Raw genomic sequence first — 12,462 nt, forward strand, 5'->3', positions numbered from 1 at the left:
AGCGGCGCCGTCTCCACACGCACCGCGCGGGAGACCGCTATCCCGCTTACCAGATGCGGACGCGCTGTTCGGGCGGCAGGAACAGCTTGTCGCCGGCCGCCGGCTTGTAGCCCGAATACCACGGGTCGAGGTTGCGCACGACCCAGGCGCGCTGTTCGGACGGGCTGTGCGGGTCGGTCAGCAGCCGCTGGCGCAAATTCGCCTCGCGGTAGCTGCGCCGCCAGACCTGTGCCCAGCCGAGGTAGAAACGCTGTTCGGGCGTGAAGCCGTCGATCGCCTTCTGCTCGCCCGGATAGGCGTGGGTGTAGGCGTCCCATGCGACCGTCAGGCCGGCAAGGTCGGCGATGTTCTCGCCCAGCGTCAGTTCGCCCTTCACATGCAGGCCGGGCAGCGGTTCGTAGGCGTCATACTGCTTGACCAGCGCGGCGGTGCGTTCGTCGAACCGCTTCACGTCCTGGGGCGTCCACCAGTCGGTCAGGCTGCCGTTGACGTCGTACTTGCGGCCCTGATCGTCGAAATGGTGGCTGATCTCGTGCCCGATCACCGCGCCGATCGCGCCGTAATTGACCGCCGGGTCGGCGTTGGGGTCGAAGAACGGCGGCTGGAGGATCGCGGCGGGGAACACGATCTCGTTCATCACCGGGTTCGCATAGGCGTTCACGGTCATGGGGGTCATGAACCATTCCCATTTCTGGATCGGCTTGCCCAGATGCTGCACGTTGTAGCGCTGCTGCCACTGGTTCGCGCGCAGCATGTTGCCGAACGCGTCGCCCGGCGTGATCGTCAGGTCGCTCATGTCGCGCCACTGGTCGGGATAGCCGATCTTGGGCGTGAACGCGGCGAGCTTGGCACGCGCCTTCACCTTCGTCTCGGGCGCCATCCAGTCGAGCGCGTCGAGCCGGCGGCCCATCGCCTCGGTCACGTTGCGGACCAGCGTGTCGGCCGCGGCCTTGGTCGCGGGCGGGAAGTATTTCGCGACATAGGCCTTGCTGACATCGTCGGCGACCGCGTCCGACGTGAAGTCGACCGCGCGCTTCCAGCGTTCCTCCTGCTGCGGGGTGCCCGACAGGATCGTGCCGTAGAAGGCGAAGTTCTCCTGGTCGAACGCCTGCGGCAGCACGCTGGAGAATCCGTCGAGCGAGCGGACCAGCATCTGGTCCTTCAGCACGCCGATCGGCGTCGCGCCGATGACCTTCGCCATGGCGGTGAACGCGGTCGGCTGCGCGACGATCACGTCGGGGGTGTTGGCGCCCAGCGTGCGGAAATAGGTCGCGAAGTCGAAACCGGGCGCGCGCCGTCGCAGGTCGGCGATGGTCATCTTGTTATAGGTCTTGTTCGCGTCGCGGCTCTCGATCCGCGTCCAGTGCGCCCTGGCGATCTGCGTCTCGAACGCGACGATCGCCGCGGCACGCGCCGCCGCGTTCGGCTCGCCGGCCAGCGTCAGCATCTTGGCGAGGTGCGCCTGATAGGCCTTGCGCTGTTCGACCAGCTTGGCGTCGGTCGACAGATAATAGTCGCGGTCGGGCATGCCGAGCCCGGCCTGCGACGTCTGCAACACATAGACGGTCGGTGCCTTGTCGTCGGGGCTGACATAGGCGCCGAACGGCCCGCCCACGCCCGACTGCGCGGCCTTCGCCGCCAGCGCGGCATAGCCGGCCTTCGACGACAGGCCCTTGATCTCGGTCAGCCAGGGCTGGATCGGCGCCAGCCCCTTGCCCTCGATCGCCGCCTGGTCGAGGAAGGTCGCATAGGCGACGCCGATCTTCGAATCGGGATCCTCCTTCGCCGCATCCAGCAGTTCGCGGGTGCGCGTCTTCGACAGGTCGTCCAGCGCGGTGAACATGCCGTAGCTCGACTTGTCGGCGGGGATCGGCGTGATGCGTTCCCAGTTGCCGTTGGCGTATTTGTAGAAATTGTCGCCCGGCTTGACGCCGCGGTCCATGCCGGCGGCGTCGAAGCCGAAGCTGCCGATCTCGGGCCTTGCCGGGGCGGGCGGCGTTTCGGCGGCGGACGCCGGCGTCGTGGCGGCGGTTTCGACCGGGCCGGACGGCGTAGTCGTGCAGGCCGACAGCGCGGACGCCGCGAGCAGGGTGGTGAGGACGAAACTACGCCGCATCGAATAAGCCTCTTCGTATCGGGTGATACGGCAATGCTGCACCCCGGCTTATCGATCGTCAATATCTAGAGTTTGATCCATCGGTATGGAAACGTCACCACAGCGAAGGCTGGGGTCTCCATCGGCTCCTGCTGCGCGCTACCACCGGGAGATCCCAGCCTTCGCCGCGATGACGCCCGGTTCAATATGAGTGGATCAAACTTTAGCCGTTCGTCCTGAGTAGCCATTGAGCTTGTCGAAATGGCGTATCGAAGGACCGTTGCCACCAGTGCTTCGATACGGGTCTTCGACAAGCTCAGCCCCTACTCAGCACAAACGGTTGGGGTGATTCAGGACCGCGCCCCATGCCCGCGCCGTTTCCACTTCGCGCCGATCCACGCCCGCCACCCGAGCGCCGCGACGGCATAGCCCAGCACCGCGCCGATCACCGCGCACACCACCATGCCGAGCGCCGTGGCCGGGCCGACCTCCGCCACCAGCCATTCGAGCCAGCCGGGCGGTGCCGCCACGGCGTTGCCGATCGGGTCGCCGGGCACGACCCGGTCGAGGTGGAGCAGCCATGCCCCGACCTTGTAGTACAGGATGAACAGCAGCGGCGTGGTGATCGGGTTGGTGAAGAACGTCGTCAGCGCCGCCGCCGGCACGTTGGCGCGCAAGGGGAGCGCAAGGACGGCGGACGCCGGAATCTGCCCCAGCGGGATCAGGATGCCGGTGAACATGCCCAGCGCGACGCCGCGCGGCACCGAACGGCGGGTGAAACGCCACAATTCGGGCGCCAGCACGCGGTGCGCCACCGGGCGCAGGAAGCGGTTGGCCTCCATCGATTCGCGGGTCGGCAGGTTCGCACGGACCCAGCGCAGCGCACGCGCGCCCAGCTGCCGGTCGTCGCCGTCGCGGTCAGCCACGGTCGCGGAGCAACCTTCCCTGTTCACGCTTCCAGTCCCGCTCCTTGATGTGCTCGCGCTTGTCGTGGGTCTTGCGACCGCGGGCCAGCGCCAGTTCGACCTTCGCCCGGCCCTTGCCGTTGAAATAGACCGACAGCGCGACCAGCGTCATGCCATCGCGCGCCACCGCGCCGTGCATCTTGTTTATCTCGCGTTCGTGAAGCAGCAGTTTACGCGGGCGGCGCGGTTCGTGATTGAAGCGGTTGCCGTGGCTGAATTCGGGGATGTTCGAATTGATGAGCCACACCTGCCCGTCGCGGACATCGGCATAGCTCTCCGCGATCGTCCCCTCGCCGAAGCGCAGCGACTTCACCTCGGTCCCGGTCAGCGCGATGCCGGCCTCGTAGACCGTGTCGATCTCGTAATCGAACCGCGCGCGACGGTTTTCGGCGACGGTCTTCTTCTTGTCGAACAGCTGGGGACGCGGACGGCTCATGGGCAGCGACATAGGGTGTCGGGGGCGTGGAGGGAAGCGGGTGGCGCAAATCCTCCCCGGCACGGGGAGGAAGTCAGGCGTCTAGTGCTTCCCGGACCTTCCTTGCCAGTTCGTCGACCCCGAACGGCTTGGGCAGCAGCCGCGTCCCCGGATCGAGGACGCCGTTATGCACCACGGCATTGCGGGTATAGCCGGTCGTATAGAGCACGCGCAGGTCGGGGCGCAGCAGCAGCGCGCGGTCGGCCAGTTCGCGGCCGGTCATGCCGGGCATGACGACATCGGTGAACAGCAGCGTGACGCGCACCCCCTGTTCGAGCAGCTCCAGCGCCTCCGGCCCGTTCGACGCGTGCAGCACGCCGTAGCCCAGATCGCGCAGCACCTCGACCGAGAAGCTGCGGACGCGCGGTTCGTCCTCGACCACCAGCACCATTTCGTCGCTCGATCCGCGACGGATCGGCTGCAACGTGGCGCGCGGCGTGGGCGTCGGCTCCTCGCCATAGAATCGCGGCAGATAGAGACGGACGGTCGTGCCGACCCCCACTTCGGAATAGATGCGGACATGGCCGCGCGACTGGCGGACGAAACCGAACACCTGGCTGAGACCCAAACCGGTGCCGCGCCCGACCGGCTTGGTGGTGAAGAACGGGTCGAACGCCTTGGCCAGCACCTCGCTCTCCATGCCGGTGCCGGTGTCGGTGACGGCGATCAGGACATATTGGCCCGCCGCCATGTCCGCCTCGCGTGCATAATCGTCGCCGACATGGGCGTTGGCGGTCTCGATCGTCAGCTTGCCGCCGCCGTCCATCGCGTCGCGGGCATTGACCGCGAGGTTGACGATGGCGTTCTCCAGCTGCCCGCGATCCGCCTCCGCGCGCCACAGCCCGGCGCTCAGCACCGTTTCCACCGCGATGCGCTCGCCCAGCGTGCGGGTGAGCAGGTCGGTCAGGTCGGTGACCAGCCGGTTGCCCTCGACCGGTTCGGGCGACAGCGGCGACTGGCGCGAAAAGGCGAGCAGCCGCTGGGTGAGCGCGGCGGCACGCGTGGCGCCCTCGCGCGCGGCCTCGACATACCGGTCGACATCGTGCCGCCCGGCGGCGAGGCGACGGTCGATCATGTCGAGCCCGCCGATCACCACCGCCAGCATATTGTTGAAATCGTGCGCGATGCCGCCGGTGAGCTGGCCGACCGCCTCCATCTTCTGCAACTGGCGCACCTGCGTCTCGGCGGCGGCGCGGGCGCTGGCGGTGTTGTGCAGTTCGGTGGCGACGCGTTCGAGCTGCGCGTCCTGCCGCCCGACCTTCGCCTCCAGCCGCAGCAGTGCGTCGGCGCGCTGGACGGTGACCCAGCTGATCTCCGCCACTTCCTGCACCAGCGCGATCTCGCCCGGCATCCACCGGCGCGGTTCGCCATGGCCGACGATCAGCAGCCCTTCCAGCCGCCCGTCGCGGCGCAGCGGCACGCAGATGCCCGACCGCGCCGAATAGGTCGCGACCAGTTCGGGTTCGAAGGTCGCATCGACGTCGAACCGGTCGGACACGATCGTCCGCCCGGCGCGCAGCAGCGCGTTGTTGTCCTGCCCGAACCGGTCGAGGCTGTGGTCGCCGATCAGCGGCGGCAGGATGCCGTCGTTCCATCCGCCCATGTAGCGCACGCGATTGGCGGCGATGCGGGCGAAGCCGACGCGGTGGACGTGCAGCCAGTCGCCCAGCGCCCGCGCGGTGAAGCGCATGATCGCTTCCGGATCGGTCGCCGCACGCTGCCGCGCGCTCAGTTGCAGGACGAACTCGCGCTCGGCCTTGGCGGCCAGCGCGGCGAGTTCGGCCTGCTTGCGGTCGTCGATGTCGAAGCTGACGCCGGGAAAGCGCACCGCGCGGCCTGCCTCGTCGAACGCGCAGCGTCCCTGCGCCGAAACCCAGCGGCTGCTGCCGTCGTCCGACACCAGCCGGTATTCGGCGACCAGCGTGCCGTTGCCCGCCGGGTCCATCGCGCGTTCGATCGCGACCTGCAACGCGGGCAGGTCGTCGGGATGGATGTGGGCGAAGAAGGTCGCGATCGGCGCGCCGGCCTCCGCGACCGCCGGGTCGACGCCATAGAGCAGCGCGAAGCGCGAATCGGCGCGGACGATGTCGGTCGGCACGTCCCAGTCCCACGCGCCGATGTTGCGCCCGGCCGACAGCGCCAGTTGCAGACGTTCGTCGGCGGCGGCACGCTCCCGCTCGGCCAGCACCCGCGCCGTCGTCTCCCCGGTCACGCACAGCAGCCCGGCGATCTGCCCGCGATCGTCGAAGGCGGGGGAATAGGTGAAGCTCCACCAGCTTTCCTCCGGCTCGCCGGTGCGGGCGAGGTCGAGCTGCATGTCGGTCGCGACGACGTTGCCGCCGGCGAGGGTCTTGTCGACCAGCGGCACCAGTTCGTCCCAGATATGCGCCCAGACGACGTCGAACCGCTCGCCCAGCGAGCCGGCCAGCCGCACGCCCAGCAGCGGGCGATAGGCGTCGTTGTAGAAGCAGCGCAGCTCCGGCCCCCATGCCAGGAACATCGGCGTCGGGCACGACAGCATCATCGCCAGCAGCGAGCGCAGCGCGACCGGCCAGCGATCGACCGGGCCGAGCGGCGTGGCCGCCCAGTCGTGCGCGGCGATCTCCGCGCCGGTAAGCGTCTGCACCGAAAGGGGTCCGTTAGGCATAGGGGCAGCGTGTTACGGCGATGCCACCGCCGCGGCAATGCCGCGCGCGCCGCATCCCGAACGGTTCATCCCACCAGGCCGGCATGGGCCAGCGCGGCGTCCACCGCGGCGCGCGACGCGGGCGATGCGGGAGTCATCGGCAGGCGCAGGTCGGTCGGGAAGCCCGGGCGGACGCGACCCAGCGCATATTTGACCGGCGCGGGCGATGCGTCGGTGAACAGCGCGGCGTGGAGCGGATACAGCCGGTCCTGCAGCGTCAGCGCGCGGCCGTAATCGCCCGCGGCGCACGCGTCCTGGAACTCGGCGCACATCGCGGGCGCGACGTTCGCGGTGACCGAGATCGCGCCCATGCCGCCCATCGCCATGAAGGCGAGCGACATGTCGTCATTGCCCGACAACTGGGCGAAGGCGGCGCCGCAGCGCTGCCGGTGTTCGGACACGCGCGCCATCTGGCCGGTCGCGTCCTTGATGCCGACGACCACCTCGGGAAACACCTTCACGATGCGTTCGACCGTTTCGACTGCGATGTCGGTGACGGTGCGCGCCGGCACGTTGTAGAGGACGATCGGCAGGCCGCCCTGCGCCGCCAGCACTTCGAAATGGCGGAACACCCCCTCCTGGTTCGGGCGGTTGTAATAGGGGGGGACCAGCAGCGCGGCGGTGGCGCCCGCGGCCTTTGCGGCGTGGATGTGGTGCAGCGCGACGGCGGTGTCGTTCGATCCGCAGCCCGCGATCACCGGCACCCGGCCCTGCGCCTGCTGCACGCAGACGCGCACGACATGGTCGTGTTCCTCGATCGTCATCGTCGCCGCTTCGCCGGTCGTGCCGCAGGGGACCAGCGCGCTCGACCCGCTTTCGATCTGCCAGTCGATGAGCGCGCGGAACGACGCCTCGTCGAACGAGCCGTCGGCAAAGGGCGTGACGAGGGCCGGGATCGATCCGGAAAACATGGGAAACGCGCTCCGTGGACAGGGATTCGAGCCGAAAAGGTGGCGACAGATAGGGCGCGCTTCCATATCATGTCCAGTATGCTGACCACCGTGTTCAAGAGCGCGTTCCTGCTCACCGGCGTCGCGAGCGCCGCCATGGCCGCCGGGATGTTCACCCCGACCGCCCCGATGCCCGTCCAGGCGCCCGCAGCGCCGATGGTGCAGCCGGTGCCCGCCCCTGCCCGCCCGATGGTGCAGCAGGTCGCGCCGGCCCCGGCCTATGACCCGATCCAGCCGGTGCTGGCCGACTGGAAACGGCTGCAGCAGTCGGACAATTATCCCTTCGGCGACTATGCCCGCTTCCTGCTGGCGCATCCGGGCTTTCCGGGTGAGACCAGCCGCCGCGCCGCCGCCGAAACCGTGCTGGCCGATGGCGGGCAGGATGCGGCGACGGTGCTGCGCTTCTTTGCCCGCTTCCCGCCGATGACCGCCGCCGGGCGTCTGCGCCATGCCGAGGCGCTGGCGGCGAGCGGGCGCACGGCGGAGGCGCAGGAAGCGGCCCGCGCGGCATGGCGGCGCGGCGCGCTGCGCACCGCCGACGAGACGAAGCTGCTGGGGCAGTTCGCATCGGCGCTGCGCCCCGAGGATCACGACGCGCGGATGGACCGGTTGCTGTGGCAGGGCGCGACCAGCGCCGCCGGGCGGCAGATCGGCTATGCGTCGGCAGCGATGCGCCCCACCTATGACGCGCGGATCGCGTTCCGTACCAGCGCGGCGGATGCCAGCGTGCGGGGCGAGCAGCCGGGCGTCGACCGCAACGATCCGGGCTATGTCGCCGATCGCGCGACATGGCTGCGCGCGACCGGACAGTCGGGGACGGCGCGATCGTTCCTGGCGCAGCCGCGCCGGCTGTCGCGGACGCCGGGCGATGTCGAGGAATGGCTGGAGGTCCTGCTGACCAATGCCAAGGCGGCACAGGCCGACAGCCAGTATGATCTGGCCTATCGCATCGCATCGCAGATCGACGACGCCTTTCCCGCCGGCACGGTCATCGCCGATGCCGCCTATGGCGAGCGCGACGACTATACCAGCCTCGCGTGGCTGGCAGGCACGGTCGCGCTGCAACGGCTGAACCGCCCTGCCGACGCCGCTGGCATGTTCGCGCGCTATGCCAGCGGGTCGCGCACGCCGACCGTGCGGACCAAGGGCTATTACTGGGCGGGCCGCGCCGCCGAGGCGGCGGGCGACCGCGCCACCGCCGATCGCTGGTATGCGCAGGCGGCCGATCTCGGCGACCTGTTCTATGGCCAACTGGCGAGCGAGCGCATCGGACGCCCGCTGCGCGCGCCGGGCAACACCGCCGATCCGGCGGCGGTGCCGGCCGCCGTCCGCGCCGCATACATGAACAGCGACGTGGTCAAGGCGACGCGCTACCTGGGTCGCACCGGCCAATATGGCGATCAGGGCCTCTTCATCCGCAAGATCGCCGAGGATGCGCGCAGCGATACCGACCATGCGCTGGCGGTCGAGCTGGCGCGGGCGATCGACCGCCCCGACCTGAGCGTGATGGTCGGGCGCAGCGCGCTGGTGAACGGGCATAGCGACTATACGCTGGCGGGTTACCCGTCCGTGCCGGTCAGCGGGGCGCAGCGCGACCAGTTCACGCTGATCCACGCGATCGCGCGGCAGGAAAGCCAGTTCGACCGGACCGCCGTCAGCCGTACCGGCGCGCGCGGGCTGATGCAGCTGATGCCCGGCACCGCGCGCGAGACCGCGGGCAAGCTCGGCCTGTCGTACAATCCGGCGTCGCTGAACGATCCGGCGTACAACATGGCGCTGGGGTCCAGCTTCATCCAGCGGATGCTCGACTATTATGGCGGCAGCTATCCGCTGGCGGTGGCCGCGTACAATGCCGGCCCCGGCAACGTGAACAAGTGGCTGCGCGCCAACGGCGATCCGCGCACGCCCGGCGTCGACGTGATCGACTGGATCGAGAAGATTCCGTACACCGAGACGCGCGGCTATGTGCAGCGCGTGCTGGAGAACGCGGTCGTCTACGACCTGATCCATGCCGACAAGGCCCGGTCGCGCGGGCCGAACAACCTCAGCTGGTATCTGCGCAAGAACCAGCCCGGATGAGCGAGCCGCGTCCGAACTATATCACGCCGGCGGGCTATGGCGTGCTCAAGGCCGAATATGACCAGTTGCTGGGCGACGAGCGGCCCAAGCTGCTCGACGTCATCGCATGGGCGGCGGGCAATGGCGACCGGTCGGAGAATGGCGACTATATCTATGGCCGCAAGCGGCTGCGCGAGATCGACCGGCGGCTGGGCTTCCTCGCCAAACGGATGAAGGCGGCGCGCGTCGTTGATCCGGCGACCCAGACCGAGCGCGGCCGCGCGTGGTTCGGCGCGACCGTCACCATCGCCGACGAGGACGACAACCACCGCGTGCTCGAACTGGTCGGCGATGACGAGGCGGATGCGGGCAAGGGGCGGATCGGCTGGAACTCGCCGATGGCGCGGGCCTTGCGGGGCAGCGCGGTGGGCGACGTGCGGACGGTGACGCTGCCGGCGGGCGCAAAGGAATATGAGGTGATGGCGATCACCTATCCGTGAAGCGTTGCGGCGAGCCGCGCGACGGATGCGGCGGCTAGGACCGATCGACCTTCAGGCCGTACCCCCGCGCAGGCGGGGGTCCAGAGTAACGGCAGGACGACATTCGTGGCTCTGGACCCCCGCCTGCGCGGGGGTACGTGAACCAGAAAGGCTCCTGATCCTGCTGGATGGCGCTCCAATTCGCTGAATGTCGATCGGTCCCAGGTCGGCAGCGGTGCTGAACCAGGTCGGCGCCAGTTTCGGTGTCCTGAAACTGGCGTCCGATCCACCGCACTGGTCGGCGAACGGCCGGTAGGGTACGGCAAGGCTTTCTGGCAATTCAGGCGGTTAGAGCGGTTTCCGATCAGGTTGGATCACCGGCACGGCGGTGATTTCGGTTCGGGGCAAGGCGCGAGGAGGGAGCGATGCTGCAGCATCGTGACCGACGAGCAACGCCGCCCCGGATGGAAAGCGCCCCGCTGCGCAGCAGGCGCCCGAAGGGCGATGACGGCGGTTCAACCTGGTCGGAAACCGCTCTAAGCGAACCTCGGCGCCGGTCCGGTCGTTGGCGCAGGAGAACTTCCCCCTTACAGGAGCGCCGATGCCGCATTACACCCCTTTGGTCGGAACCATCGTCACCGCGCTGGTCGCGGCGTTCGTGCTCGGCGCGGCGGCGCACCGGCTGCGCATGTCGCCGATCGCGGGCTATCTGCTCGCCGGCGTGCTGATCGGACCGTTCACGCCGGGGTTCGTCGCCCATTCGGGAATCGCCACCGAACTGGCGGAGATCGGCGTCATCCTGCTGATGTTCGGCGTCGGCCTGCATTTTTCGCTTAAAGACCTGTTGTCGGTGTGGCGCATCGCCGTGCCCGGCGCGATCGTGCAGATCGCGGTGGCGACGCTGATGGGCTGGGGACTGGCGCAGTTCCTCGGCTGGTCGCTGATGGCCGGCATCGTCCTGGGCCTTGCGCTGTCGGTCGCCAGTACCGTCGTGCTGCTGCGCGCGCTGGAGGCACGCGCGCTGGTCCAGACCGAACGCGGGCGGATCGCGGTCGGCTGGCTGATCGTCGAGGATCTGGCGATGGTGCTGGCGCTGGTCCTGCTGCCGGTGATCGCCGCGGCGGTCGATCCGGCGAAGGCCGCCGCGCCCGGTGCGATCCTGACCGCGATTCTCATGACGCTGCTGAAGGTCACCGGCTTCGTCACGCTGATGCTGGTCGTCGGGCGGCGCGTGATCCCGTGGGCGCTGCACTGGGTGGTGCATACCGGATCGCGCGAGCTGTTCCGCCTCGCCGTGCTGGCGATCGCGCTGGGAGTCGCGTTTTTCGCGGCGCTGGCGTTCGACGTGTCGTTCGCGCTGGGTGCGTTCTTCGCGGGCATGATCCTGGGCGAAACGCCGCTCAGCCGGCGCGCGGCGCAGGAGACGCTGCCGCTTCGCGATGCGTTCGCCGTCCTGTTCTTCGTGTCGGTCGGCATGTTGTTCGATCCGAAAGTGCTGACGCAGCAGCCCGGCCCGCTGCTGGCGACGATCGCGATCATCGTGATCGGCAAGTCGGCCGCCGCCTTCGCCATCGTCCGCCTGTTCGGCCATCCCAACCGGACGGCGGCGACCATCGCGGCCAGCCTCGCGCAGATCGGCGAATTCTCGTTCATCCTCGCCGGGCTGGGCACCAGTCTGGGCGTCCTGCCCGATGCGGGGCGCGACCTGATCCTCGCCGGCGCGATCCTGTCGATCATGGTCAATCCGTTCCTGTTCGGGGCGGTCGCCGGTCGCGGCGACGATCCCGGCCCGGCACAGGCGCGCGAGGCTGCGCGCGAGGAAGCCCGCGAGGACCATGTCGTGCTGATCGGCGCTGGTCGCGTCGGGCGACTGATCGCCGAGGGCCTGCGCGATGCCGGCCGCGCCTTCGTCGTGATCGAGGACCAGGCCGATACCGCGCGCGCGGCGCAGGCGCATGGCTGGAGCGTGGTGCTGGGCAATGCGCTCGACCCCAATGTCCTGCGCGATGCCGGGGTGGCGGAGGCGACCAAGCTGCTGATCGCCATCCCCGGCGGGTTCGAGGCCGGGGCGATCGTCCAGCATGCCCGCGGCATGAACGCCGGCCTCTACATCCTGTCGCGTGCCCATTCGGCGGAGGAGGTCAGCTATCTGGAACGGCACGGCGTCGATCAGGTGGTGCTCGGCGAACAGGAACTGGCGCGCGCCATGCTGCGCCGCGCGGAGGTGGAACGCGACCGCGCCGGATGAGGCAACGGATCGTTTCGATCATTGCGCTTGGGGTATGGCCGCATCGCTGCGACACCGGGTGCAGTCCAGTCCGGAGACGTCCGCCATGCCCCTGCCCGCCGCCCTCGCCCCCCGCCTGCTCGCCGCGATGCGGATCGTCTTCGGCCTCGTATTCCTCAGCCACGGCGTATCGAAGCTGTTCGGCCTGCCGCCGTTTCCGATGCCGCTGAACGGACTGCTCTACGGCGCGGCGATACTGGAGCTGGTCGGCGGCGGGTTGCTGATCGTCGGGCTGTTCGTGCGGCCGGTGGCCTTCGTGCTGTCGGGGATGATGGCGGTCGCCTATTTCATGGCCCATGCGCCGCAGGGACCGTTCCCGATCGCCAATGGCGGCGAGGCGGCGGTGCTCTACTGCTTCGCTTTCCTCTATATGGCGGCGGCCGGCGGCGGGGCGTGGAGCATCGACGCGGTTCGACAGCGCGGCTGACGGTTTCGGTCGCGCCCGTGCGGCGAGTGCGATAGACGGG

General features: G+C 69.1%; 9 protein-coding genes. 4 read left to right on the forward strand and 5 right to left on the reverse strand.

Annotated features, from left to right (window positions below):
• Window positions 1-46: 46 nt before the first annotated feature.
• The 5 genes from QLH51_RS02630 to dapA form a co-directional block, all read right to left on the reverse strand.
• On the reverse strand, window positions 47-2,116 hold the full coding sequence (locus QLH51_RS02630; RefSeq protein ID WP_125654626.1) for a M13 family metallopeptidase: 2,070 nt from the start codon (window positions 2,114-2,116) through the stop codon (window positions 47-49).
• A 329-nt stretch (window positions 2,117-2,445) separates the two neighbouring features.
• A complete protein-coding gene (locus tag QLH51_RS02635) occupies window positions 2,446-2,937 on the reverse strand; it encodes a DUF2062 domain-containing protein (protein ID WP_125654709.1) in 492 nt (163 codons plus the stop codon).
• Window positions 2,938-3,013: 76 nt separating this feature from the next.
• Window positions 3,014-3,496 carry an SsrA-binding protein SmpB gene (gene smpB, locus QLH51_RS02640; protein WP_125654624.1) on the reverse strand — a complete coding sequence of 161 codons (483 nt, stop codon included), beginning with the start codon at window positions 3,494-3,496 and terminating at the stop codon, window positions 3,014-3,016.
• A 73-nt stretch (window positions 3,497-3,569) separates the two neighbouring features.
• On the reverse strand, window positions 3,570-6,161 hold the full coding sequence (locus tag QLH51_RS02645) for an ATP-binding protein (RefSeq protein ID WP_164516055.1): 2,592 nt from the start codon (window positions 6,159-6,161) through the stop codon (window positions 3,570-3,572).
• A gap of 86 nt (window positions 6,162-6,247) precedes the next feature.
• Window positions 6,248-7,132: a 4-hydroxy-tetrahydrodipicolinate synthase gene (gene dapA / locus QLH51_RS02650; protein WP_125654620.1), complete on the reverse strand. Its 885-nt coding sequence runs from the start codon at window positions 7,130-7,132 to the stop codon at window positions 6,248-6,250.
• A gap of 78 nt (window positions 7,133-7,210) precedes the next feature.
• Here dapA and QLH51_RS02655 point away from each other — a divergent pair, with 78 nt between their 5' ends.
• The 4 genes from QLH51_RS02655 to QLH51_RS02670 all read left to right on the forward strand — a co-directional run bounded on the left by QLH51_RS02655 (window position 7,211) and on the right by QLH51_RS02670 (window position 12,422).
• Entirely contained in the window at window positions 7,211-9,250 is a 2,040-nt protein-coding gene (locus QLH51_RS02655; protein WP_125654707.1) for a lytic transglycosylase domain-containing protein, read from the forward strand.
• A complete protein-coding gene (greB, locus tag QLH51_RS02660) occupies window positions 9,247-9,729 on the forward strand; it encodes a transcription elongation factor GreB (protein WP_125654618.1) in 483 nt (160 codons plus the stop codon). The genes QLH51_RS02655 and greB overlap by 4 nt, the downstream gene beginning before the upstream one ends.
• A 580-nt stretch (window positions 9,730-10,309) precedes the next feature.
• Window positions 10,310-11,956, forward strand: coding sequence for a YbaL family putative K(+) efflux transporter (gene ybaL, locus QLH51_RS02665; protein WP_125654615.1), 1,647 nt, complete (start codon window positions 10,310-10,312; stop codon window positions 11,954-11,956).
• An 85-nt stretch (window positions 11,957-12,041) separates the two neighbouring features.
• A complete protein-coding gene (locus QLH51_RS02670) occupies window positions 12,042-12,422 on the forward strand; it encodes a DoxX family protein (protein ID WP_125654613.1) in 381 nt (126 codons plus the stop codon).
• The last annotated feature ends 40 nt before the right edge of the window (window positions 12,423-12,462 follow it).

This window comes from Sphingomonas sp. 2R-10 (genome assembly GCF_030062225.1).
In the GTDB taxonomy this organism is placed as follows: Bacteria; Pseudomonadota; Alphaproteobacteria; order Sphingomonadales; family Sphingomonadaceae; genus Sphingomonas.

What these genes read in the sequence shown, in the direction of transcription:
- dapA (WP_125654620.1), bottom strand. Translation starts at nt 7,132, where the DNA reads ATGTTTTCCGGATCGATCCCGGCCCTCGTCACGCCCTTTGCCGACGGC.
- ybaL (WP_125654615.1), top strand. Translation starts at nt 10,310, where the DNA reads ATGCCGCATTACACCCCTTTGGTCGGAACCATCGTCACCGCGCTGGTC.
- QLH51_RS02655 (WP_125654707.1), top strand. Translation starts at nt 7,211, where the DNA reads ATGCTGACCACCGTGTTCAAGAGCGCGTTCCTGCTCACCGGCGTCGCG.
- greB (WP_125654618.1), top strand. Translation starts at nt 9,247, where the DNA reads ATGAGCGAGCCGCGTCCGAACTATATCACGCCGGCGGGCTATGGCGTG.
- QLH51_RS02630 (WP_125654626.1), bottom strand. Translation starts at nt 2,116, where the DNA reads ATGCGGCGTAGTTTCGTCCTCACCACCCTGCTCGCGGCGTCCGCGCTG.
- smpB (WP_125654624.1), bottom strand. Translation starts at nt 3,496, where the DNA reads ATGAGCCGTCCGCGTCCCCAGCTGTTCGACAAGAAGAAGACCGTCGCC.
- QLH51_RS02635 (WP_125654709.1), bottom strand. Translation starts at nt 2,937, where the DNA reads ATGGAGGCCAACCGCTTCCTGCGCCCGGTGGCGCACCGCGTGCTGGCG.
- QLH51_RS02670 (WP_125654613.1), top strand. Translation starts at nt 12,042, where the DNA reads ATGCCCCTGCCCGCCGCCCTCGCCCCCCGCCTGCTCGCCGCGATGCGG.